Annotated in this window: 18 protein-coding genes and 1 pseudogene; 14 read left to right on the top strand and 5 right to left on the bottom strand. The window is 48.5% G+C overall.

Features of this window, described 5'->3' with window-relative positions; genetic code table 11:
* The first annotated feature begins 61 nt into the window (after positions 1-61).
* From QEH59_RS06690 to QEH59_RS06665, 6 genes are all read left to right on the top strand, one after another.
* Positions 62-1453 (top strand): sulfatase-like hydrolase/transferase, encoded by a 1392-nt coding sequence (locus QEH59_RS06690; protein WP_308984589.1) that lies wholly within the window; start codon positions 62-64, stop codon positions 1451-1453.
* Positions 1454-1545: 92 nt separating this feature from the next.
* Complete coding sequence (locus QEH59_RS06685) at positions 1546-3732, top strand: sialate O-acetylesterase (RefSeq protein ID WP_308984588.1); 2187 nt, start codon at positions 1546-1548, stop codon at positions 3730-3732.
* A gap of 143 nt (positions 3733-3875) precedes the next feature.
* Complete coding sequence (locus QEH59_RS06680) at positions 3876-4655, top strand: PEP-CTERM sorting domain-containing protein (RefSeq protein WP_308984587.1); 780 nt, start codon at positions 3876-3878, stop codon at positions 4653-4655.
* A 316-nt stretch (positions 4656-4971) separates the two neighbouring features.
* Entirely contained in the window at positions 4972-7497 is a 2526-nt protein-coding gene (locus tag QEH59_RS06675; protein WP_308984586.1) for a hypothetical protein, read from the top strand.
* A gap of 11 nt (positions 7498-7508) precedes the next feature.
* A complete protein-coding gene (locus QEH59_RS06670; RefSeq protein ID WP_308984585.1) occupies positions 7509-8945 on the top strand; it encodes an MFS transporter in 1437 nt (478 codons plus the stop codon).
* Positions 8946-9038: 93 nt separating this feature from the next.
* Positions 9039-10586, top strand: coding sequence for a sulfatase family protein (locus QEH59_RS06665; protein ID WP_308984584.1), 1548 nt, complete (start codon positions 9039-9041; stop codon positions 10584-10586).
* A gap of 377 nt (positions 10587-10963) precedes the next feature.
* Here QEH59_RS06665 and QEH59_RS06660 read toward each other — a convergent pair.
* The 3 genes and pseudogenes from QEH59_RS06660 to QEH59_RS06650 all read right to left on the bottom strand — a co-directional run.
* Positions 10964-11059, bottom strand: a pseudogene (locus QEH59_RS06660) (transposase); the annotation flags it as partial.
* 183 nt (positions 11060-11242) lie between these two features.
* Positions 11243-13408 carry a methylmalonyl-CoA mutase gene (gene scpA / locus QEH59_RS06655; RefSeq protein ID WP_308984583.1) on the bottom strand — a complete coding sequence of 722 codons (2166 nt, stop codon included), beginning with the start codon at positions 13406-13408 and terminating at the stop codon, positions 11243-11245.
* Positions 13409-13452: 44 nt separating this feature from the next.
* Positions 13453-15600: a methylmalonyl-CoA mutase family protein gene (locus QEH59_RS06650; protein WP_308984582.1), complete on the bottom strand. Its 2148-nt coding sequence runs from the start codon at positions 15598-15600 to the stop codon at positions 13453-13455.
* A 136-nt stretch (positions 15601-15736) separates the two neighbouring features.
* Here QEH59_RS06650 and mce point away from each other — a divergent pair, with 136 nt between their 5' ends.
* The 8 genes from mce to QEH59_RS06610 all read left to right on the top strand — a co-directional run bounded on the left by mce (position 15737) and on the right by QEH59_RS06610 (position 23283).
* Positions 15737-16138: a methylmalonyl-CoA epimerase gene (gene mce / locus QEH59_RS06645; protein WP_308984581.1), complete on the top strand. Its 402-nt coding sequence runs from the start codon at positions 15737-15739 to the stop codon at positions 16136-16138.
* Between the two features lie 47 nt (positions 16139-16185).
* Positions 16186-17736 carry an acyl-CoA carboxylase subunit beta gene (locus tag QEH59_RS06640; RefSeq protein WP_308984580.1) on the top strand — a complete coding sequence of 517 codons (1551 nt, stop codon included), beginning with the start codon at positions 16186-16188 and terminating at the stop codon, positions 17734-17736.
* Between the two features lie 37 nt (positions 17737-17773).
* Entirely contained in the window at positions 17774-18217 is a 444-nt protein-coding gene (locus tag QEH59_RS06635; RefSeq protein ID WP_308984579.1) for an OadG family transporter subunit, read from the top strand.
* Positions 18218-18252: 35 nt separating this feature from the next.
* Positions 18253-18639, top strand: coding sequence for a biotin/lipoyl-containing protein (locus QEH59_RS06630; protein ID WP_308984578.1), 387 nt, complete (start codon positions 18253-18255; stop codon positions 18637-18639).
* Positions 18640-18683: 44 nt separating this feature from the next.
* A complete protein-coding gene (locus QEH59_RS06625) occupies positions 18684-20240 on the top strand; it encodes a sodium ion-translocating decarboxylase subunit beta (RefSeq protein WP_345785332.1) in 1557 nt (518 codons plus the stop codon).
* Between the two features lie 63 nt (positions 20241-20303).
* Entirely contained in the window at positions 20304-21815 is a 1512-nt protein-coding gene (locus QEH59_RS06620) for a butyryl-CoA:acetate CoA transferase (RefSeq protein WP_308984576.1), read from the top strand.
* A 181-nt stretch (positions 21816-21996) separates the two neighbouring features.
* The gene (meaB, locus tag QEH59_RS06615) at positions 21997-22965 is read left to right on the top strand and encodes a methylmalonyl Co-A mutase-associated GTPase MeaB (RefSeq protein WP_308984575.1); all 969 of its coding nucleotides are present in this window, start codon (positions 21997-21999) and stop codon (positions 22963-22965) included.
* Positions 22966-23046: 81 nt separating this feature from the next.
* Positions 23047-23283 carry a VF530 family protein gene (locus QEH59_RS06610; protein ID WP_308984574.1) on the top strand — a complete coding sequence of 79 codons (237 nt, stop codon included), beginning with the start codon at positions 23047-23049 and terminating at the stop codon, positions 23281-23283.
* Here QEH59_RS06610 and QEH59_RS06605 read toward each other — a convergent pair.
* Both QEH59_RS06605 and QEH59_RS06600 read right to left on the bottom strand, forming a co-directional pair.
* Positions 23280-24365, bottom strand: coding sequence for a response regulator (locus tag QEH59_RS06605; RefSeq protein ID WP_308984573.1), 1086 nt, complete (start codon positions 24363-24365; stop codon positions 23280-23282). The two genes, QEH59_RS06610 and QEH59_RS06605, sit on opposite strands and share 4 nt — an antisense overlap.
* Positions 24366-24441: 76 nt before the next feature.
* Entirely contained in the window at positions 24442-25644 is a 1203-nt protein-coding gene (locus tag QEH59_RS06600) for a response regulator (protein WP_308984572.1), read from the bottom strand.
* Between the last annotated feature and the right edge of the window lie 40 nt (positions 25645-25684).

Genomic DNA, 25684 nt, shown 5'->3' with positions numbered 1-25684 from the left:
GCTATTGTTAATGAAAAGGTGGGTCTCGTGATTGCTTGGTGGTAAAATAAGCTCAACATTTATGAAACCCAACATTATCGTCTTTCTTACGGATCAACAGCGGTGGGACTCTTGTGGCTGCTATGGCCAGCAGTTGCCTGTTACGCCTGAACTGGATCGCATGGCTCAACATGGAACGTGTTTTTCACATGCATTTTCTCCCCAGCCATTATGTACACCTGCTCGCTCTTGTTTACAAACTGGACGCTATGCTTCAGAAACTGGGGTTTTCATGCTGGATATTGCCTTGCCGACTGACGAAAAGACGATCGCGCATCGTATGTCGGAAGTTGGCTATGATACGGGCTATATCGGCAAATGGCACTTAGCCGCGACGAATCTGCGCTATGCAGATCCAAAAAAGCGCCCAGGGCAACAAGAGCCGTTTGAGTGTTTTGTGGACCCGATCCCCGAAGATCGCCGTGGAGGCTATGACTATTGGTTGGCTTCGAATCACTTAGAGTCGACGACTCAGGGCTATGGGGGGCATTTATTTGATGGAGAAGGGAAGCGTCGTGAGTTTCCCGAGGGGCGTTTTCGCGTCGATGCTATGACCGACTGGGCCTTGGAATATTTGGATTCCCGCACGGAAGAAAAGCCTTTCTTCTTATTTTTGTCTTTTATTGAACCGCACTGGCAGAATAATCGTAAAGCTCACGATTCGCCCTATGGCATGGCGGAGCAGTTTGAGGGCGCCGAAATCCCAGGTGATTTGAAAGATTATCAAGGCCAGCCAGCTTGGCTCATTCCGAATTGGCGGGATGAATATTCACACTATTTGGCTTGTTGCCATAGCTTGGATCAGAATCTGGTCCGTATTCGCAGTAAACTGTCTGAGATGGGTGTTGCTGATAATACAGTATTGGCCTTTACCAGCGATCATGGTTGCCATTTCGGCAAGCATAATACGGGGGCGAAGGACAGTTGTCATGACGCGTCGATTCGAGTGCCTTTGGTGATCGATGGCCCGGGGTTTACAGGCGGTGGCAAAAATGGGCATATGGCGAGTTTGATTGACTTGCCGCCAACGCTGATGCGTGCCGCTGGTATTGAAATTCCTGATACGATGCGTGGTCGCCCTTTGCAGGAAGCAGTTGATGTGAATGCGGATGCTTGGCGCGACGAGGTTTTTTACCAAATTAGCCCGTCAATTTTGGGGCGTGGTATCCGTAATAAGCAGTGGAAGTTTTCAGTCAAAGCACCTGACAAGGATGGTTGGGATGAAGTTTCGAGCCCCGTTTATGTGGATGAGTTTCTTTTCGATTTAGAACGAGACCCTCATGAGTTAAACAATTTGGTGGATGATCCCGATTATGAGTCCGTGCGGGTTCAGTTGCGTGCGCGTCTCGTTGAGAGAATCGTGGAGGCCGGAGAGCCGCGTCCTGAAATTACTTCATCATTAGTCGAAGCTTAGCCTGGTCGCTACCGCTTTTACTTTGAAGATGACGGCACTACTGCGGAAGGCGATTGTCTCTACGTATCAATTATTATTGTATATCAAGCATTATGAAATTCTTATCTCTGTCCACTTGTATTCTTTTGCTATTCGCTAATGCGCCTGTTCTCTGCGCTGCTATTTGGCTGCCTAGTATTTATGGGGACAATATGGTGCTCCAGTCGGAGCAAGGTATTGCCTTTCGGGGGACGGCGATGCCCCGAGAGCAAGTAACTGTGTACATCTTAAGTACTGACGGCAATGTTCTGGTTCAGGCTGTAACCAGCGCCGATCAGGATGGTGATTGGGCGCTGACTTTAGATGCTGTACCAGCTGGTTTAAACGTCACCGTTGAGGTGCGTGGTAGTGAGAGTGATACGGTCACTTATCGCAACGTGTTAACGGGGGAGGTGTGGCTTTGCTCGGGCCAGTCTAATATGCGTTGGACAGTGGCTAAGGCTAATAATAGTGCCGAAGAAATTGCCAATGCAAACTATTCTGAACTTCGGCTATTTATGGTTGAGTTATCGTCGGCATCTGTGCCATTGGGCAACCTGCGTGGCGAATGGGTACTTTGTTCTCCTGAGACGGTGGGTGATTTTTCAGGAGTGGGGTATTACTTCGGTCGCGATCTGCATCAAGAACTACAGCGTCCCGTCGGGCTGATTAGTAGCAATTGGGGGGGCACGCCCGTGCAGTCATGGATCCCTGGGAGCGCGATGAACACAAATGCAAGTCCGCGGGCTGCGGCCGAATTAACTGCGTTTCAGCAATATCAAAATACACCGAAAGATGAACGAAAACGCGATCGTCATGGGGATTGGATTTATGGCGCAAAGTTCCAAAAGGCTCCGACATTTCTCTATAATTCTATGATTCATCCCTTATTGCCTTATGCGATTCGTGGAGTCATCTGGTATCAAGGTGAATCCAATGATCGACTGGTGGCTTGGGGTGGGCCTGATCTTTATCGTATTCTCTTTCCCATGTTAGTCAGTTCTTGGAGAGATGCGTGGGGACATGACTTTCCTTTTCTCTACGTTGAACTCGCTAACTTTAAGCAGCCACAAACGGAGCCAGTTGAAGAAGAGAGTTGGGCAAATATTCGCGAAGCACAATCAAGTGCCTTAAGCTTGAGTCATACATATACAGTTCCCGCAATTGATGTGGGGGAGGCTGATAATATTCATTTTGGTGATAAGCAGACTGTCGGGGCACGTTTAGCCATGGCAGCATTAGGGCAGGTTTATCATCAGTTGGATACATCTGGTTTAAGTCCCCGTTACGCGAGTTATTCTGTGGAAGGCAGTGCGATCCGACTCGCATTTGATAATGTTTCTAGTGCTTTGCATACAGATGATGGCCAGCCTCCACGCTGTTTTTCCATTCGAGGCGAAGGGGGCGAGTGGCTATGGGGGCAGGCGCAAATTGCAGGCAAAGAGATTGTCGTGAGCCATCCGGATGTCGCTAATCCAGTGGCTGTCCGGTATGCTTGGGCCAGTAATCCGGATGTAAATGTGTATGATGCCACAAATCTGCCTCTCATGCCATTCCGTACGGATGTCCCTGATTACGAGGCTATGTCTGAAAGCAAAGTTTCCTCGGCTACATTAATTTATGATGATCCCATTTCTGTGCCTAATGACTCAGGTTCGGTCTTTTTGAATAGTGGGACGCAGGTCTTCGGAATGAATCTGGGCAATGGTGCTTCGGGCACTGTGTCGATTAATGGGGTGAATTTTGCTAATGGAGGCCGATCTGGGCTTACTCAGACTCTGGCCCAGAATGGAATTACTGTGACAATGACTGTGGATACGGCTGGTTCTCATCAGACTCAGGCAGCTGGCGGTGTGTCGGCAGGTCTTTATACCAACACCTCTTCACCAAGTGATATTTTCGATCTATTGAATGTCGGCTATCTATCGGGGGCGGGGGATGGAGCGATCCAATTGAATTTTTCAGGCTTGGAAATTGGCCAGACCTATCGCGTGCAAACTTTCCATATCATAGGGAACGGTGGGCAAGGCTCACGTGAAATGCTCTACAGTGTTGCGGACGTGAATCAATCGATTCCCTTCGAGCAAACATATACCGGTGGTCGTTCGTATGAGGATATCTCGAATGCAGTCTCTCAAGTGTTTACCTTTACTGCAGATGCTTCGACTTTGACCGTCGATTTGCTGCCTAAGGATAAACGAGCTGGTATTGACCGTTCTTATATTAACGGTATCTCAGTTTATGTGATTCCTAGATCTTAGGCCTCTATTTGATGTGTTTTGTTAATATAGTATCAGCTGCGGCAAATTCGTTGGATGTGCTTGTGCCCTCTGTGTGCTATGATTATCACTGTTTTGTTGCTGAATGTTCTTATGAGCATTACAATTAACCCATAATTACTATAATGAAAAATATATCCCTATTTGCTTCGGCGCCCCTCTCGCTTGTTTTGGCCTCTGCAGCTACGGCAGCGACTATTAACTACGATATACCCGTATCTGTATCTGATGATACAGGGTCTGTTTTTCAAAATAGTGGCACTCAAATTTTCGGAATGAATATTGGCAATGGTGGTGCAACTACCTCGACGATTAACGGTGTTTATTTTAATTCTGGAGGCCTGAATAAGGCTACGGATACTCAAGTGCTGACTCAGAATGGTTTGACGGTAACGATGACTGCCACCAATTCAGGTGCTGAACAAATCACTGCTCAAGCTGTTGGGTTTTACACCAACACCTCGTCATCCGACGAGGTGTTTGATATACTCAATGCAGGCTATATGTCATCTGGCGGAGGTGGCATCACATTGGATTTTTCCGGGCTAAGTATTGGCCAAGAATACCGTGTGCAAACTTATCATTTAATAAATACTGGTGATGAGAAAACGCGTGAAATGTATTTCAGTGGGGGAGATGGCGCCGACTCTTCAGTGTTTCAACAGACATATACTGGCGGAACGGAAGTTGGAAATATTAGCAATGCAGTCACTAGAACATTTACGTTTACAGCTGATGCAGCGACTCTATCTGTTGACCTGCTTGGCCTCAATGAGTCGGGTGGTCTTGACCGAGTATACCTGAGTGGTATTTCTGTTCATTCAATTCCTGAGCCTAGTTCTGCTGCAATGCTAATGGGGGCTCTTTGTATAACTACAGTCATGACTTTACGCCGTCGTCGATAGCGATGCTCAGGTTGATCCGCTACATCTTAACAATAGATCTAGCGGATTAGCTTTTTCTAGTTTGCAGGCTCAAGCTTGGAGCTTGAATTTGTTTTTTGTTTAGCACTTTCTGCGTTTTTTACAGTGAATTGCTCGCACCAAGCTAGCGGAGAATGATTCGTCATAGTTTGTTACTTTGAAATACGAAGAGCGTTTTGTATTGGGGCAAGGTCGTATGCAGGTGTGCTTTTTTCAGATCGCAAAGTTTGATCTCTTAAATCAGCAGCATTCTTATTTTACTTATATAGGGCTATATAGCCCTTCAATTTAATCAATTATGTTCAGATCTTTTAATTCGTTTACGAAATGCTTTTATGTGGTCAGCACGTTGTTTTACACTTTCAACGCGACAGTTTCCGCTGCGGGGGAGTTTTATCGCGAAGACTTTGATGAGGGCTATAATGCAGGTTTTCTAGCTGGACAGAATGGTTGGAAGAGCACGCGAATACATGTGTCGCCTGTTATTGTCGATGAGGGGGAGAGTGTTTCTCTTCGTAGTTTAAAATATGGCCCAGATCACCAGGTTGAGCTTCCAAATCAGCTTTTTGATTTAGACTCAGATGATGTCATTATTTTGGAAATGGTAGTCAATGGGGATATTGAATCCAATTATGGACTATTTTTTGGTATAGGCAAAAACGTGCCTCGAGAGCCCACCGCATATTTTGGTATTAGTCATAAGGGAGTGCATGTGCGTGGGGCGACTTATAGTGGTTCAAAAAGTTTTGGTGTGAATGTGTCTGGCGAACCCTTAACGACAGGGAACGACCGAGTGCGCTTGCGCAGTGAATGGGATTTGCAAACCGGTCTAGCCCAAGTTTGGGTTCAGAATTTGACGAAGGGGGACGATTCGTTTGAACAAGTATATTTCGACGCTGAACAAACTCAAAAGACTGCAGATATTGGAGACACATCCAATGCCAGTGAATGGTCGGAAGTGTATCTCCGTATGAGCGGATCGACCGATTGTTCAATTGAATCAATTTGTGCTTACGTAAAAGGTGCTCAGGTGGATGATCCCGTGGTGAGTGAGGAAACAGTTGTCCACACTGAAAAAATTGGAAAACCCTCACTCTTCCCACTCAGTGAGGAACAAAAAGCGCATTTAGTTCAGGTTGTCGACGCGTGGCGTTTTCCCTATGATTCTGAGAAAAAGCTTCTTTTGATCCCAAAGCCGAAAGCAAAATTTAAAACTAATTTTATTACGACTCCGATGCATTCAATTCGTTGGAGTCTTGAGTACGCCGTGACTTTGATGGATTCAGGCGATGAAGCCTATCGCCAGCGTGCACTAGATATTATCGATGTGGTGCTACAGTATCAAAATACCGATCCAACAGATCGTCACTATGGACTGTGGCCCGATTTCCTTGAAATCAGTATGGAAGACATGCAGAGGGTCGATGGTAATACCGCCGACTTTCTTGGTATCGCATTGATCGGGATTCGTTTTGTACATGGTGACCGTATTCCAGATGCACTTAAGGAACGAATCGATGTCGCTATAAAACATGCAGCAGTTTCTGTTATGCATCGTGATATTACTGTTACCTATACGAACCCAGCAATGATGTCATTGGTTGTGACATTGGTTGCAGGTGATGCCTATGACATGAAAGATGTGAAGGCATATGGATTAGCCAAAGCGAAGAAGATTTTGGATTATACGGTGGATCAAGGTAGTTTTACTGAATACAATAGTCCTAACTATCTCACTGTTGTCATTAATGCACTCCAGCGCGTGCGTAGTTATGTCCGCGATCCGCGTGCACTGAAAATCGTCGATCAGTTGTATTATATGGCATGGAAACATGCGGCTGTTCGGTTTCACCCTCCGACACGGCAGTGGTCAGGGCCCAATAGTCGATCTTATCAGGAGCTCTTACCGGAGGGGTATCAGGCCATGATTGATAGTGGACTGAGTGGACAATTTAAGCCGACAACTGATCTATCCTCATTCCAAGCTGGTTTTGAGCACCGATTATTCAGTGAAATCCCCGAATCACTACATTCGTATTTCACAATTCTTGATGAACCGCGTGAAGTGGTTGAGCGATTTGAAAAGTCTGCTTACGATTGGATGCCTGATGTCATCGGAACCACGTGGTTAACTCCTGAATATAGCATCGGCACTGTCAATCGGGGTGATATGTGGGAGCAACGCCGTAACCTTCAAGTTTTTTGGGGGAATAGTGAAGATCCAGCCTATTTGCGCACTCGCTTTATGAAAGATGATTATGATTTCTCATCAGTTAATTTTTTCAGTGCACAAGAGAAGAATAGAGTTTTAGCAGCTCTCAATTTTTCTACAAACGGTGGAGATCGACATTTATTCCAAGATGCAATTCGGAGTGGTCGATTTGATGCCAAGAGCTTGCGATTGCGTTTTGAGTTGGGGGGCAGCGCAAACGAGGCAGAAGTAAAGTTGCCGGATTCTGTTAATGAGCCCGTAGTAGTTAAAGCGAATGGTATGTATCTGCGTTTGCAATCACCTTTTGCGAAGCTTCAATCTTATGAAGCACACTGGGAAACTGGGAGTGATGGAAAGGTGACTTGGTTAGATCTGGTTCTTTATGATGGTCCTAAACAGTCTTTCTCTCTCGCTGAAATCAATGTTGCTGCACTAGGATTTAGCTTCGCTATAACTAATCAATTTGAAGATCTTTCGACAATGACTACGCGAGCTAAACTACAAGATGGACGACTCTATTTAAGCGAGGATCAACTTTTACTCTCTATTCCTGTTGTTCCTAATCCTAAAGAAGCGCAGCAAGCTTCTGTTCACTTTATTGAAGACAAATAAATTATAAATAAATGAAGCGCCGAACCAATACGACCGCTCTAGCTGATAGAATTCCGACTAAGGAGAAGTTTGCCTACGGCATTCGAGCCTTCGCTCAACAACTCGGTAACAACGGGATGAACATGTTTGCCTTTCCGGCTTACGGGATCATCTTGGGCCTCGATCCTGCTTTGATTGGTGTGGTTTTTGCACTGATGCGTATATATGACGGGATTACGGACCCACTAGTAGGCTGGTTGTCTGATAATACGCGGAGTCGTTGGGGGCGTCGTCGTCCGTGGATTTTTGTTGGTGCCATCTTGGGGGGCATCATGTTTATGCTGCTTTGGCAAGCCAGACCTGACTGGTCGGATACGGCCAAAACCATCTACTTCATCGGTTTTAGTATGTTATTTTATACTGGTTTTACGATGATGACAGTGCCGACAGATGCATTGGGTTGGGAGCTTACTGCGGATTATTCGGAGCGCACTCGTTTGATGACTTGGTTTTCAGTCACGGTCAAAATTACTTTGCTGATATTGCCTTGGATGTTCGCCCTTACGCAAATGGAGGTTTGGGAGGATGAGGCACAAGGGCTTCGCATGGTCGGTATCTTGTTTGGATTTGGATTTATTGTTTTCGGAATGATGCCCGCACTTTTTTGTAAAGAGCGCCATAAAGCGATTGCATCCAGTGAAGGTCGGCAAAGCTTTAAAGAAACTCTCAAGCTTACTTTTACCAATAAGACCTACTTACTTGTTTGTATGGTCGCCTTAAGCTGTATTTTTGCAGGGCAGGTTTACATGCTTTTTGGCACACACTTAGGGGTCTATTACCTCTTCGACGGCTCTAAGGCGATGGGAGGCTCATTTTTTGGTTGGATCGGCAGTCTTGGATCGATCATTGGGCTGATTACGGTGCTCACGATTAGTCGTTATTTTGCAGAAGCTGATAAGAAGAAAGTGGCCACGTTTGGTATTAGTATCGCGCTGATTGGTTGGTTTATGGCAATCCTGCTAGTGACACCTGTTATGCCTTGGTTGACCCTAATTCCCGTTTCTTTGAATGCAGTGGGTGTGGGCACATTTTGGCTACTGCTGGGGTCGATCTTGGCCGATGTCGCCGACGCAGATGAGCATAAAAACGGTTACCGCAGAGAGGGCGCGCTCGCCGCGATTATTTCATTTCTTTCGAAGGCAGCAGGCACGATTGGTGCCTTGTTAGGCGGCTTCGCCTTGAGTGCTACTGGCTTTGATGCGGAACTGCCAGCTCAGCCTGAGTTGACACTGACAACTATGAAGTGGGTCTATGTTGGATTTCCTATCTTTGGATACGCAGTGGCTTTATTCTTCCTTAGGAAGTACCCTTTGACAAAAGAGAAGATGATGAAGATTCGTGTCGACTTAGAGGCTCGACGTGGCAGTGCTGCCGATTCTGCCGCTAGTGTGGATGAGTCTGCGAGTTGAAGTGACAATTATGTCGGGAGTGAGGCGTGTTATAAGCTAACGACTATTACCCCATACTCGTTTTTCAGCGTTTTCAGGCCAACCATTAATATTGTGAAACGATATATCGCTTATAAACATCCGCAGGTCGTAAAAACTACACTGATTTTACTGAGTCTCTTCACAATCAGTTTAAGCATCGCTAGTGGCAATCCCACACCGCCTAACATTGTAATCATCTATGCCGATGACCTCGGCTTTGGCGACTTGGGGTGCTACAATTCCGGTTCTCGTATTCCAACTCCCAATTTGGATCGACTTGCTGGCAGTGGCTTGCTTTTTACCAATGCACACTCCCCAGATACGATCTGTTCGCCTAGTCGTTACGGCATTCTGACGGGGAGGTATTTTGGGCGTCGGGTCGGGGTCGAGCAAAACAACCCGCTTCCAGGCGCCCAACCTGAAATCGATCCCGAACGAATGACACTGCCATCAATGCTGCGAGATGCTGGTTATGACACCGCGGCGATCGGCAAGTGGGGCTTAGGGGCCGACTGGGCCGCTGCGGCCAAACCAGGACGCAAGGGATATGATCCAACGCCTACTGCAATTGATTACTCCAAAGCGATATTCGCGGGGAAGCCTTTCGGCTTTACCTATGAAGCACTTCACTATTGGTATGGTTACGAGTATTACGAAGGGACAGACTATGACGGTGACTTTCAACATCCTTTTACGGATGGGGGACGGTGGCATTTCGAGAATGGTATCGCTCGAAACGGAGGTCCAAATTTTTCAGAGTTTGACATGGTGCAAGCGCAATTGGACTACTTGAAAAACACCGTCGATTACATTGACTCCAAAAAAGCTTCAGAGCAGAGCGAAGCTCGATTTAATCAACAGTCCGATGCACCGTTCTTCATTTATTACGCCCCACATATTCCTCATTTGCCCTTGGCGGTGTCCCCGCAATTTATTGGGAAGAGTGAAGCTGGCCTCTACGGAGATTTTGTCTACCAGCTAGACTGGTCCGTGGGGGAAATTATAGACGCATTGTCTCGCAATGGGTTGCGGGAGAATACCCTAGTCATTTTCGCTTCCGATAATGGTCCAGAGCGCGTCGCCTATCCACGTATCAGCAAGTATGCCCACTTTAGCATGGGCACTTGGCGAGGGCTCAAACGTGATCTATGGGAGGGAGGGCACCGTACTCCTTTCATCGTCTCGTGGCCGGGGCAGATCGAACCCGGCGCTACGGAAGAACTGATTAGCCAGGTCGATGTCTTTGCCACCATAGCGGAAATCCTAGAGCAGGCACTACCCAACGAGGCCGCCGAAGATAGTATTTCTTTCTTACCAGTGCTTCAAGGTAAGGGCGGGCAGCGTGAGGATATCTTATGTCGGTCTGCCAGCGGAAACCTATTGATCTCGCGCGGTGAATGGACTTACATGAACGGAGTCGGAAACAGTACTCCTGAACTGGATTGGTTTCGCGAAATGCGCTCTGCCGCATTCCCAGCCCCTGAAGGTGAACTCTTCAATCTCGCGGATGATCCACAGCAAATCCACAACCTCATCAAAAAGGAGCCGAGTAAAGCAAAGGAGCTAAAAACCTTACTGCAAAAGCAAGTTGAAAATGGACGCAGCGCTCCCCATCGTTAAACATTAGATCATAATGTTCACCAGATAGTGTTAGGTTCCCGATTGAGCCTTGATGGAACCCAAACTATGCAATAACGATGAGATGTGGGCTCCGCAACCAAAGGGCAAGGGAGCGTATAAACATACGTGACTACAGCGCTGATGAAGCGCGACCATCACGTAGATGGTAAGCCGCAGGCTTGCCCGCAATGTAATGGAAGGTGACTGATACCGCTTTCAAATAGGTTTGCCCCCCTTCAGGACCTTCTTCACGTAGCCTCGGTTCTCTGAACCGAGGCTACGTGAAGATCGAACCCCGAAACAGAATTTGAGGCCACGGGTTGACTTAACTAGTCGTGCCTTAAAAAGCACTATGCGGCTTTAAGAGCCGAGTAAAGTTCGCCGCAAAAATATTGCATGTAAGGATCGCGTGCCCAGGCCGCGCAGACTCGTTCGTCGGATAGATTCTCCAACTGCTTTAAAAGTAAATGACCAGTTTTTTAGCGTTTCAGCGAGTTTACTGGTCGATTAAAACAAATCTATCTGACGCATCAAGTTGATAGACAGTTAGATTTAACTTTTTAAGGGGCGACTAAATAGTGCTGTTTTTCCTATGGTGACGGCTAAAAAAGCCCCCGACTTTCGTCGGGGGCTTGAGGAGTTGGGTTGTTGGCTGATTACTCAGCGAGCAGAAGCTCAAGCATCTTCTTCGCGGATTCGGGGATGACTGTGCCGGGTCCAAAGATGGCTTTGGCCCCATGCTCGTAGAGGTAATCGTAATCTTGAGCGGGAATCACCCCACCACAGACGACCATGATGTCACCTCGTCCGAGTTTTTTGAGTTCGGCAATTAGTTCGGGCAGTAGGGTCTTGTGACCCGCTGCGAGTGAAGACATCGCGACTAGGTGGCAATCGTTTTCCACGGCTTGGCGCGCGGTCTCTTCCGGAGTTTGGAAGAGGGGGCCGATGTCCACGTCGAAGCCAAGGTCGGCGTAGCCGGTGGCCACGACTTTCGCGCCACGGTCGTGACCGTCTTGACCCATCTTTGCAATCATGATGCGAGGGCGACGGCCTTCTTCAGTTTCGAATTTTTCGATGAGTGTTTTGACGTCTTCCATAACTTGAGTGGTGCCGAATTCTTTGGCATATACACCGCTAATCGAACGTATTTTGGCGCGGTAGCGACCGACGACGTTTTCGACGGCATCGGAGATTTCTCCGAGTGAGGCACGGCAGCGTGCGGCTTCGACTGCCAGCTCCAGCAAGTTGCCTTCGCCGGTTTCCATGCTGTGGGTGATCGCCTTGAGGGCGGCTTGGCAGGCGTCGTTGTCACGCTCTGCTTTGAGCTTCTTGAGACGTTCGATTTGTGAATCGCGCACGGCGGTGTTGTCGATGTCGAGGATCTCCAGTGGGTCTTCTTTTTCGAGGCGATACTTGTTGAGGCCCACGATGGTTTCCTTGCCGGAGTCGATCCGTGCCTGGCGACGTGCGGCGGCTTCTTCGATCCGAAGTTTTGGAATGCCTTCTTCGATCGCCTTGGTCATGCCGCCGTATTGTTCACACTCTTGGATGTGCGCCCAGGCTTTGTCCATGAGCTCCTTAGTGAGCGCTTCGACATAGTAGCTGCCACCCCATGGGTCGATGAAGCTAGTCATGCCAGTCTCTTCTTGTAGGAAGAGCTGGGTGTTGCGCGCAATACGTGCAGAGAAGTCGGTCGGCAGAGCAATGGCTTCGTCCAGGGCATTGGTGTGGAGCGATTGGGTGTGTCCACAAGCAGCGGCCATGGCCTCGATGCAGGTCCGTGTCACGTTGTTGAACGGATCTTGCTCGGTGAGTGACCAGCCGGAGGTTTGGGAGTGTGTGCGCAGTGCCAGTGACTTCGGGTTCTTGGGGTTGAACTGCTTGACCAGTTTCGCCCAGAGGCAGCGCGCAGCGCGCATCTTGGCGATTTCCATGAAGTAGTTCTTACCGATGGCCCAGAAGAAGGAGAGGCGTGGTGCGAAGGCGTCGATATCGAGGCCTGCTTCGGTGCCGGTTCGGAGGTATTCCAGACCGTCAGCCAAGGTGTAACCAATCTCAAGGTCGGCAGTGGCACCGGCTTCTTGCATGTGGTAGCCAGAGATGGAGATCGAGTTGAACTTGGGCATCTTTTGCGAGGTGAACTCGAAGATGTCGCCAATGATCCGCATCGATGGTGTGGGCGGATAGATGTAGGTGTTACGCACCATGAACTCTTTTAAAATGTCGTTCTGAATGGTGCCGGCGAGCTCTTCCAGTTTGCAGCCTTGTTCCAGACCGGCCAGGATGTAGAAGGCCAGCACGGGCAGCACCGCACCGTTCATCGTCATAGAGACAGACACCTTGCTGAGGTCGATTTGATCGAAGAGCACATTCATGTCCAGGATCGAGTCGATGGCAACACCGGCCTTACCAACATCCCCGGTCACGCGAGGGTGGTCGGAGTCGTAGCCACGGTGAGTGGCGAGGTCGAAGGCGACCGAGAGGCCTTGTTGCCCCGCGGCAATGTTGCGGCGGTAAAAGGCGTTGGACTCTTCCGCAGTGGAGAAGCCGGCGTATTGACGCACGGTCCAAGGACGGAAGGCATACATGGTGGCGTATGGGCCACGTAGGAAGGGGGCCACCCCAGCAGTGTAGTCGAGGTGCTCCATACCTTGATAAGCATCCTTACCATAGAGCGGATCGACGTCGATTTGCTCCATGGTTTCGGTCACGAGCTCTTTGACGGACTTGCCGGTTTCTTTTTCTACTTGAGCTGCCCATTGTTCCCGTGTGGCGGCTGGCTTGGGTGCTTCGTAGCTGATGTTTTTGAAATCAGGTTTCATTTTCTTAAAGTTGATCGGTTTACAGTTGTTTATTGACCAGTTTATTAGAGAACGCCCAGCCCCGTAAGGTAGCGACGGTTGAGTTCGTAGTTGTCGGACTTTATGAAGATGTAGTCATCCATTCCGGCTTCCTTGTAGGCAGCTTCTTTCTCTCCAGGATAGCCGGCAAGGATGACCTGCATCTCTGGAAGTGCTGCTTTGATGGCTTGTGCATAGTCTGCAAACTTTTCTGCGTAGTCGTCGTCAGTGCCGCAGACCACGGTGATCCCTGCTTTAGATTCTGCGAGAGCGGCAACGGCGTCTTGGGGGGATTCAAATCCTGTCGGTGACATTACCTCAAATCCGCCGGACTGGAAGAAACCCTTGGTGAAGTCGGCGCGTGCCTTGTGGCGACGGAGGGGGCCTAAGTTGGTCAAGAAGATCGCTGGAGCGCGTCCAGTTTTCTCAGCAAATCGAGCAGAGGCCGCACGCAGGGCTTCGTATTTACTTGCGAGGCGTGTTGTTGGTAGTGGGGTTATAGCATCGTCTGGATGTACGGTGGCGCGGATCGTTTTGCTAATTTCGCCGATAGTGGCGCCTGCTTCGACTGCTTGTATCAGGATTGGAAGTAAGTCCTCTCCGCTAGAGTCAACAATCTTGCCCAGTGCTTCCATGACGGTTGCGTCTGCAGCTTCATCGAGTTCCATGCGCGCCGCTGCGATTTCGCGGGCGCGTTGATCACGTACAACGACGTAGTCTGGTATGCGTGTCTCGAGCTCTTTCTCTTCCAGATTTGGATAGACATTTGTGCCCACTAAGCTGGTGCGACGTGCGCCGAGGAGTGCCTCGTTCTGTTTCGCTGTGGCATTAATTGTCTTGTGGATATATCCGTTTTTGAGTGCTTCGGTCATGCCGCCTTCAGCTTCGATTGCTTTGAAGAGTTCCCATGATTTTTCGCTGACTTCATTCGTTAACCATTCGACGGCCCATGAGCCACCGGCTGGATCGACCACTGAGGTCAGTTCACACTCTTCTTGTAGGATGATCTGCGTGTTACGTGAGATGCGGCGGCTAAAGGCGTCTGGCAGGCGAGACACTTCATCGAAGTTCCCTACGCACATACTGTCAACACCGCCGATAGCACCACTCAAGGCTTCGGTTGTGGTGCGGAGCATATTCACGTAGGGGTCTTTTTGTGTTTTATTATAGAGTCCCGTGCGTGCATGCATGACGATCTTCTGAGACTCTGCATTGCCACCAAAAGCTTTAACGATTTGTGCCCAGAGCACGCGCGCAGCACGCAGCTTTGCGATCTCCATAAAGAAGTTTGGACCAATGCAGAAACTGAAGCGAATTTGTTGTGCTGCGGTGTCGACTGACAGTCCTCGCTCAATCATTTCATTGAGATAGGTGACCCCAGTGGCTAGACAGATTCCGAGCTCTTCGACTGCTGACGCGCCTGCTTGGTGGTAGGGCAGCGAGGAGACGCCGACTGCACGGATGCCTGGTGCCTCTTGAGCGCAGTAGTTTGCCATAATGGCTTGTTCACTGAGTAGCTCGGACATTTTCGCCGGCACCTGCCCCGCTGCAGCTTTTACTGCGATAGGATCCATGCCGAGGCTGCCTTTGACCTTCTTTAGGTCAACTGCTTGTTGTTTTAACCATGCGAAAAATAGTGAGCCGACAGAAAGTCCGGAACAACCGGTGCGGAAATGGAAGCTGACCGCTTCTGGCATAATTTCGTCGAAGGCGACTTCAATGTCCTTTAAGCAGGCGAGGGAGAGCCCGCAGGCGCCGACCTCACCCGATTGAGCCGAATCAGGATCGAGTCCTTTTAGAGTGGCAATATCTAAAAGCACGTTGAGTGCATTTTGGCCACGCATGAGATCGGCTCGCGCTGCGGTGTTAAATTCGATGGGAGTGCCGTAGGGGAGTTCTTGCGCAATTTCCCATGGCTCCTTTTGGTAGCCAGTTGCTGATGTGCCGCGCAAATAGCCGTCGAAGCCGGGGAATGTTTCAGCCGCTGAAAGCCCATCCAGTACTTCCTTGCGGAAAATTGGCTCCAGGCGAATGCCTTCTGGAGTCTGGCGTGTCATTACTTTATCGAAAGGCTTACCTTTGAGCAGCTTTTCGGCAGCGTCGCGCCATTCTTCAGCACTGGTCGCAGGAAACTCGGTGAGGAGTGGTTGTGTAGCTTGTTTATCCGTTTTCATAGTGATTAAGAAATGTGATGCTAAGACCTAAGATAATTAGTATTACTTTGTCAATAAGCTTATTTAATATAAAATTGTATTGACGTAAGTTCTACTAATTTGTAATTCTAGCTGCATAAACCAAAAAGGATAGCTTATGATAACAAATATCGATCACTTGGGAATCGCGGTGAATAACCTCGAGGAATCCATTAAATATTACGAAGAAGCTCTGGGGCTTCATTGCCATGGTCAGGAGGAGGTTGAGTCGCAGAAAGTGAAGACAGCCTTCTTTGAAGCAGGTGATGTTCATATTGAGTTGCTCGAGCCAACTTCTCCGGACAGTCCCATCGCTAAGTTCTTGGAGAAGAATGGGGAGGGGATTCACCACGTTGCTTTCGCGACAGATGGTATTACCGGCCAGTTGAAACGGGCATCCGAAGCCGGGGTTCGGTTGATTCATGAGACCCCGATAGATGGTGCGGCAAATAAGCTGGTAGCATTTCTCCATCCCAAGTCTACTCATGGAGTTCTAACTGAATTTTGTCAAGCCAAGTAGCGCTCGGCATTTTGAATTTAAAGAATAAAAACTAACAAATAATAATTATGGCAATTGATCCTAAACTACTCGAAGATCTTAGAGAGCGTCGTAAAGCTGCCCGTAATGCGGGGGGTGCCGATAAGCTTGCGAAACGTAAAGAAAAAGGGCTGATGGGGGCCCGTGAGCGTCTTGAGAGCTTTTTTGAACCAGGTACATTCCAAGAGTTCGGCATGCATGCGCAGCACTCCTGCCATCGTTTTGGTATGGAAAAAAAGAGCCTGCCTTATGATGGGGTCGTTTGTGGTTCTGGTCTAGTTGATGGGCGCGCGGTGGCTGCGTATGCGCAAGATTTCACTGTGAGTGGTGGATCACTTGGGCGAATTCACGCGAAGAAAATTTGCGATTTAATGGATTTTGCTCACGAGGCTGGAATGCCAGTGGTGGGAGTGAATGACTCAGGAGGCGCACGCATTCAAGAAGGCGTGGATTCACTGAGTGGTTATGGTCAAGTGTTCTTCAAGAATGTGCTCCTTTCGGGCGTGGTGCCACAGGTAGCCGTGATTGCTGGGCCATGTGCAGGAGGCGCGGCTTATTCGCCTGCACTTACGGATTTCCTCATCATGACTAAGGAAAACTCCAATATGTTTATTTGTGGCCCTGATGTCATTAAGTCAGCCACGGGTGAAACGGCCCAATTAGAGCAGTTTGCCTCAGCTGCCGCGCATGCGAGTATCTCCGGTAATATTCATTTGGTTGCAGATGATGATTCGCATGCGATGGAACTGACTGCAAAATTGCTGTCCTTTCTGCCCAGCAATAATATAAGTGATCCTCCCCACGAGTTTCCAGATCTTGATATGAGTGAGGATTTGCAAATGAATGAAATCGTGCCTGCATCAGGTAAAGAGGCCCTCGATGTCATGGCTGTGATTGATCGTCTTGTCGATGATGGTGATTTTTTTGAAATTATGCCTGACTTCGCTCGTAATATTGTAGTTGGTTTTGCGCGTATTGAGGGCTTGGTCGTTGGTATTGTGGCTAATAATCCCATGGTGAAAGCAGGCACGCTCGATATCGACAGTTCCGATAAGGGGGCACGTTTCATCCGTACCTGTAACATTTATAATATTCCTATTGTTACACTGGTGGACGTGCCCGGCTTCATGCCAGGCCTTGCCCAAGAGCAGGGAGGAATTATTCGTCACGGTGCAAAGATGCTATTCGCATACGCGGCATCCACTGTGCCTAAGATCACGCTGATTATGCGTAAAGCTTATGGTGGTGCTTATCTTGCAATGTGTTCTGCAGACCTTGGTGCCGATATGGTCTTTGCATGGCCGACTGCAGAAATCGCTGTAATGGGGGGAGAAGGTGCAGCTAGAATTCTTTTCCGTAAGGAAATTAAAGAAGCTGATGATCCCAAGGCTAAGGCAGCTGAACTTTGTGAAGCCTATCGCAATGAGTTCTCTTCACCTTATCAGGCCGCCTCTAATGCAATGATTACTGACGTTATTGAACCGTCACAAACTCGTCCTGCCATTGCTTTGGCTTTGCGTAATACTCTAAACAAACGTGATACGCGTCCGCCTAAGAAGCACGGTAACATTCCTCTATAAACCGTCATTTCTAGCACTTAACCAAAGGCTTATACACATGTTTGCAATTTACACAACGCTCGCACAAATTAGTGCTGCAGCGCCAACGGGCAGTCCATCCACGGCAAGTGTCGTGGTCGTCGGCTTCTTGTTCGTTTTGATCGTCCTCGCGCTATTGGCTGCGGTGACTTCAATGACCGGCGCTTTTTTTATTAAACAGGCTGCTCGTGATGCCGCTAAGGCAGCCGAAGCGGCTCAAAAAGCAGTTGAGGCGAATTTGAAGTCATCCGGATCTGCAGACGCTGGATCCACGACAGTTGCAATTGCAAGTGCTGCGAGTAGTGATGATACTGAAGATCCAGCAATTCTTGCAGTCGTTGCTGCAGCAGTTCACACGGTGATCGGGGATCGGCCACATCGAGTGGTTTCCGTCCAGTCTACTGGGCCAGGATGGGCTCAAGAAGGACGTCGTCAAATCTTCTCGTCGCACAGAGTTCGCTAAAAAATTACAAAAAAAATTATAAAATATAAATCATTATGAAACGTTTAAAAGTTACAGTCGAAGGGAAATCCTACGAGGTTGAAGTTGAAATCCTTGATGAAGGAAGCGTTGCACCAGCGCCTCGCCGCGCGAGTTCGGGTGGCGGTACACGAGTGGCCGCACCGGTGGCTGCGCCTAAACCTAAGGCAGCCGCGCCAACTGCTGCGGCCGGAGGTTCGGTTGCGAGTCCTTTAGCGGCGGTTGTTGTGTCGATCGATGTCAACATTGGTGACATGGTGGAAGAAGGCCAAAAACTCGTTACTTTGGAAGCGATGAAGATGAATACCATTGTGGCTGCACCAGCTGCAGGTAAAGTCACGGCCATCCACGCCAAAGCCGGCGACGGTGTTGAAGAAGGCCAGGCTCTGGTCGACGTCGCTTAATCTATATTGTCTAAGTTGTCGTGGTGGTCACAGCCACCACGACAATGTCTCCATTTTCTCATCCTTTCCCGCTTCATTTTACCACCACCACTACAATGATCGATCTCCTTCATCGACTCTATGGAAACACCGGATTTGGCTACCTCGATTGGCGCATGCTTGTCATGTGGGCTGTCGTGGGTGTGCTTCTGTACCTAGCTGTTTATAAGAAATTTGAACCGCTTTTACTTGTGCCGATAGCCTTTGGTGCAATTTTAGCCAATTTACCTACTCAGGGCATCATTAATAAACCGGCATCAATTGTGCGCAGTCCGGATTCTGGTGAAGTTATCTATGTGTCTGTCCAGGCAGGGCAGTCAGTCACTTTGAATGCGGTTGAAAAGGTGATGCCTCAGACCGTGGGAGAACTCGACCCCGATACGCTGCAATCGATTCTGTCTGGCGAGGCGGTCGAAGGCTATGGAGCAGGTAGTCTGCTTTATATCTTACGTGTTCAAGACGCGGTGGCCAGTGATAAGCAACCGATCGAAATTAAAATAAACGATCAGAGTTTTCGCTTGAGTGATGAATTGGTTTGGGCGGAGGCCTCTGGACGTGTTGTGAGTAATTCAGTCCAAGCGGGCGATCAGGTCGTCAAAGGGCAAGCAATCGGTGAGTTACATAGTGATCATTCGGGGGGACTTTTTCACTACATTCAGATGGGTATTTTATTGGAGATCTTTCCTCCGCTAATCTTTCTTGGGGTTGGCGCGTTGACTGATTTCGGACCACTCATTGCGAATCCACGGGTATTGTTGCTCGGGGCGGCTGCACAGTTTGGTGTATTTGGCACGTTTATGGGCGCTCAAATTCTCGGTTTTTCAGCTGGAGCCTCTGGAGCGATTGGAATTATTGGTGGAGCCGATGGTCCAACCTCTATTTTCTTAGCCAACGCTCTAGCGCCTGAACTGTTAGCACCTATTGCGGTGGCTGCGTATAGTTATATGGCACTGGTACCGGTGATTCAGCCCCCCATTATGCGCGGGCTAACAACAGTAAGCGAGCGCAAGATACGAATGAAAAGTTTACGGCCTGTCAGTCGCCTTGAGAAACTGGTGTTCGGTGTGATTGTGACGATTGCCTGTATTCTCTTGGTTCCACCAGCATCGCCGTTGATCGGTATGCTCATGTTCGGTAACTTCTTACGTGAATGTAAGGTGACTGAGCGCTTGAATAAAGCAGCGCAGAATGAGCTAATTAATATAATCACTATCTTTCTTGGCACGAGTGTAGGTATCACTATGACTGGCGATCGCTTCTTGCGCACAGAGACACTCGGTATTCTAGTGCTAGGTGTTGCGGCTTTTGCGGTCGCGACGGCTTCAGGGATTCTTATGGCTAAATTGATGAATGTATTTTCCAAGAATAAGATCAATCCGCTCATCGGATCTGCGGGAGTGAGTGCTGTGCCCATGGCTGCACGTGTGAGTCAAGTTGAAGGCCAGAAGGCTGATCCTGGCAACTTTTTGCTGATGCATGCAATGGGCCCAAATGTCGCGGGTGTGATCGGTACTGCGCTAGTTGCAGGCTTCTTCCTCACGATGTTTGGAGGCGCACATTAGTCTTCATTTAGTCTGTCAGAACATTTCATATAAAAATATATAATATCTAACCTGAAAAAAGTTATGCCAACCGTAACGAGTATACCAATTATTACTGCCACTGAGGCAGCTGCGCTTATTAACGACCGCGATATTATCGGATTTAGTGGTTTCACTCCAGCAGGTGCTGCTAAAGACATTCCTACTGCGATTGCTGCACGCGCTAGCGAAGAACACGCACAAGGACGTCCATTTAAGATCGGCGTTGTGACTGGAGCTTCGACCGGAGATAGTCTGGATGGCGAGCTTGCGCGTGCGAATGCGATGCTCTTCCGCACTCCCTATCAGAGCTGTAAAGATTTACGTGTTCAGATTAATAAGGGTGAGACCTGTTTTTATGATATGCACTTATCAATGTTACCACAGGCGGCACGCTATGGTTTTTTGGGCAAGGTTAAGTATGCAGTTGTGGAAGCTGCCTCGGTCAGTGAGGAGGGTGAAATTGTACTCACGACTAGTGTGGGCGCCTCAAATACATTTTGTAATGTTGCAGATAAAATTCTAATTGAACTCAATGAAGCGCATCCCGCGGAGCTGCAGGGACTGCACGATATTTATGAACCACTGGATCCGCCGCATCGCCGTGAGATTCCATTGTATAGTTGCTCCGACCGCTGCGGTAGTCCAGTGCTCAAAGTGGATCCAGAGAAGATCATAGGTATCGTGAAGACCAACCGTCCGGATGAAGTGGGTGGGTTTAAAGATACGGATGAGGTGACAAAGCGTATTGGTGAAAACGTGGCTATCTTCCTGGCCGAAGAAATTAAGGCTGGGCGCATTCCAAAAGAATTCTTGCCGATTCAATCTGGCGTAGGAAATATCGCGAATGCCGTACTTGGTGCATTAGGCGAAAATCCTAATATTCCTCCCTTCGAAATGTATTCTGAGGTTGTGCAGGATAGCGTGATCGGTTTGATGCGTAGTGGTGATGTAAAGTTTGCAAGTGCCACTTCGCTGACTGTATCTCCTCCTGTATTGAAGGAAGTTTATGAAGACCTCGAGTTCTTCAAACAGCGCATGGTATTACGTCCACAGGAGATTTCAAACCATCCGGAAATTGTGCGTCGCCTAGGTATCATTTCGATTAATACGGCAATTGAAGCGGACATTTGGGGAAATATAAATTCCACTCACGTGATGGGCAATAATTTGATGAATGGGATCGGAGGCTCGGGCGATTTTACCCGTAATGCATACATCTCCATATTTACATGTCCCTCTGTGGCTAAGGGAGGCGCAATTAGCACCATCGTTCCTATGGTGGCTCATTTGGATCATAGTGAGCACAGTGTGCAAGTCTTGGTGACTGATCAGGGGGTTGCTGATTTACGTGGTAAGGACCCTGCAGAGCGTGCACGTGAGATTGTCGATAAGTGCGCACATCCTGAGTATCGCGATCAGCTACACGCTTACTTTGATGACGTTAAAGATGGGCATACGCCACAGACCCTTCGTACCGCATTTGCGATGCATGAGGCTTTCATGCAAAAGAAGGATATGCGCGGCGTTGATTGGTCGAGTAAATATTCGAAATAAGTAATTTCTCTATACGTTGGGGCTTCACTTACTCAGACTGCGTGAGTGGATAACAGTATCGTACGAATGCTAGTTAGCGTTTGATCGACTCGTGTGCTAGGGCAAGTGGGCCCCGACGTTCTCTTGATCTTTTATTGTGGTGGATTAAGAGTATGAGTTAGATTAGAATGAAGATTTAGTCATGCGTCCACTACCTGATATTTCGCAACTCATTGCTGGCATTCGTGCCAGTGATCGAGCATCGCTGGCCCAAGCCATCACTTTGGTGGAAAGCCGTGCTGTCAAGCATCGTGCTTCTGCTCGTGAGTTGATGCAGGCTATCCTTCCGTTTACGGGAGGGGCACTGCGTGTCGGTTTGACTGGTACGCCGGGGGCAGGGAAGAGCACTTTTATTGAAGCGCTGGGAATGATGCTTTGTCAGCAGGGCAAGAAGGTTGCAGTGTTGGCAGTTGATCCTAGTAGTTCTCGCACTGGTGGTAGTATTTTGGGTGATAAAACACGCATGGAGGACTTATCTCGGCATGAGCATGCGTTCATTCGTCCATCGCCCTCTGGAGCCTCGCTGGGAGGAGTGGCTGCACGGACCCGTGAGGCCTTGCTGCTGTGTGAGGCGGCTGGATACGACGTTGTTTTGGTTGAGACCGTTGGTGTGGGGCAAAGTGAGACAGCTGTGCGTACCATGACGGATTTTTTCTTGTTATTACAAATTGCCGGTGCAGGCGATGAATTGCAGGGGATAAAGAAGGGGGTCATTGAACTCGCCGATGCGATCGTTGTGAATAAAGCAGATGGCGACAACAAGGTGCGTGCGCAACTTGCTAAAGTCGAGTATACGAAAGTTCTGCATTTTCTACATCCCTTTACGCCAGGTTGGAAGCCTAAGGCGATGACCTGTTCAGCGCTTCATTCGGAGGGAATTGAAAAAGTTTGGAATTTGATAGAATGCTTTCGCGATCAACTCACGGAAACCGGCGTTTTTAACACACGACGCAGTGAGCAAAATGTAGATTGGTTTGATTCGCTCTTGAAGTCAGCTGTGATGGATCGCTTTGCGGCTAAGCATGGAGCGCGTATGGAGCAAATGGCTGCAGCTGTACGCGATGGTTCATTGCCGGTATCGGTGGCTTTGGATCAGTTGCTGGATACATAGTTATAGGCTGGCCGCCCCGTATTTTATTTCCTTCGCTTGACTCCAGTGCTGCTTTAAGACCTGCTGCTGGCTTAGAATAAGATGGCTAAAGAACAATTGAATAACCCACTCCACGGGCTGACGCTTGAGAAAATTTTAATCAGCCTGCAGGAATTTTATGGCTGGGAGGGGCTGGGGGCTCGCATTGAGGTGCGTTGTTTCACTCATGACCCATCTATCAAATCGAGCTTGAAGTTCTTACGGCGTACGCCTTGGGCTCGTAAGAAAGTCGAAGAATTGTTTGTCTATACTCTGGAGAAATATGGAGACGAAAATTAAGCAGATATTGAAATATCTGCGCTCAAGCGGATATCAATCAGTCCGTTTTCGTTCCTCGTTGTGATCAATTCCATGCCTGCGGTTTCGGCTAAGTTCTTAGAGGTCGCCAAGTGCAGCCCTACGCCGGAGTCGAAGCTGCGGCGCGCAAATTTTGAAGTGGTATAGGGGGAAAAGACTGTATCCGGGTCCTCAAGTATACCAAAGCGTGACTCTAGGTTGAGATTGGTCACGTTAAAGATTAGTTGTTTGTTCAGCATTTGAACATTTATTCGCGCAGGTGCATTTTCCGGGCAACTTGCTAGTATCAATTTTGATAAGATTGCTTTGATCGAATGGAAGGATCCGCGGACTGACTGTTGGCCTTGCCAGTCCTTTCCAGCCAGCACAAATTCGCGTCTCCATTCCTCACGTTTCGAATTGAGGTATTGGTTTAGTTCGAGCAGGGTAAAGGAATCTTTGACCTCTGGTTGTGCGGGCAATTTACTTTGAACATGATCAAGGATTTCCACGAAAACGCCGTGTAGATCCTCCGCGGAATTTTTAATCAATCCCGCCATATGCTTATTCTCTTTGTCCTGTAGTTCATCTTCCAGAATGGAGGAAAATCCGATGATTCCATTCAGAGGAGTATTGAACTCGTGACACAGCAATGAGAAGAGATCATCGTGCATCTCAAGTAAGCGTTTTCTCAGTTCTTCTGTGCGCAGTTGCTCTTCGAAGTATCGATCATGGGCCTGAGAAAGTACTGACCTAAGCTCACGGAAATTACAAGGTTTAGTCATGTAACTATGAGCACCTAAATTGATTGCTTCAATCGCGGAATCCATGGATTGATGGGCTGTCAATATCACAACTTTCTGATGCGCGTCTTTTTGGCGAAGCTTTTTCAAGGTGGCGATACCGTCGAGCCCCTCCATTCGTAGATCAAGTACAACGACGGGGAATACCTGCTGTTCGCTCAATTCAAGTGCTTCAGCTCCAGAGCAGGCTTTGACTACCCGGAATTCATCGCGCAAGCTCAGTTCTAAGGCTTCCCGCATTAATGATTCGTCGTCAACGACTAGAACGTCTTTTAGTAGCATGTACGATTACTCAGTGTGAATTTGATTTTAGAGCCATAATTGCGCTTGTACAATAAAGAATCTAATGCTAAGAGAGTCAATTCGCAATTCCGCTTCGTAATTTGATATCTGATCTATCCGGCTGGTTTATCGGGAGTTCGAAAGTAAATCGTACGCCGCCGCCTTCGCGCAAACTGCTATGCATGCTTCCGCCGTGACTGCGAACAATTAAATAAGCACAAATAAGAAAGACGCCCATCTGACGCGGATCGCCGCTGCGTACATTGAAAGGGTAGAGCAGGTGCGAGGGCGCGACTTGATTGGGGACGGGGCCCCGATCTTCCAGGGTGATGCTGATCGCATCTTGCCCAGGCAGTTGGGAAATGTCTATGCTGGCGGAGGAGGATTCTGGGAGCGACACCACCTCTTCAGCAAGAAGGAAGTTGAAGAGATCGACCAAGCGTTCACGATCGCCCCAGATATGACAGGTTTCTGGGCCAATTTGATGCTCGATTCGTATGTTTTTGCCATTCATCAGCACTTGGTTTGCAGTCATGGCTTGTTGCAAGACTTCGACTAGATCGATCCGACTGAAGCTGTCGGGGACTAGAGGAGAATTTGCCTGGTGTAGTCGTGCAATTTGAGTGCTGGTCGAGTGAATATGCACTCGAATGCGTTTTAGAAAATCGAGGTAGGTTGCTCGATCTTCAGATTTAGTCAGTGTCTTTGAATCTTGGACTAAATCATCTTCAATTTTAGAGATGAGTAATTCAATCGGGCATAGGGCGTTATCGACATAGTGACTTAGATTGACGGCAACATTGCCTATTTCCATTATCTTCTCGTCGAGCACGGCTTGTTTGAGTTCTTCGATTCGCCCTGTCAGTAAACTTTGTTGTTCGCAGGCAGTGGAATAGGACTCAATTGCAGATAAAATCTCTTTGCGAAGATTGTTCAAATCCCAAGGCTTGGAGATGAAGCTATAAACTGCTCCCTCGTTGATGGCGTCGACCAGTGTGTCGACTTGTGTATAGGCGGTTGTTAGCAGGCGTATTTTTTCGGGGTAGAGTCGACGGACTTCTGACAGCATGGCGATACCGCTGCGCTGTGGCATGCGTTGGTCGCTAATGACTACACTGATTGTTTGCGCCTCCGACTCGAGTACTTTCAAGCCTGCATCGACAGACGAGGCTGTGAATACTTGAAAATCCCGCTCAAAGGCTCTGCGAAACACCTTGAGTGCATTTGCCTCGTCGTCCACGAAAAGGACGCCCGGGCGCTTGTTAATTACGTCTACCATTGTTGGGCCGCGTGAGCGGTGCGGAAAAATGAACTGAAAC

Origin of the sequence: Thalassobacterium sedimentorum (assembly GCF_031127905.1) — a bacterium.
Lineage (GTDB): Bacteria > Verrucomicrobiota > Verrucomicrobiia > Opitutales > Coraliomargaritaceae > Thalassobacterium > Thalassobacterium sedimentorum.
Note: the sequence above shows the minus strand (reverse complement) of the source record. Positions and strands in the feature narration are given on the sequence as shown.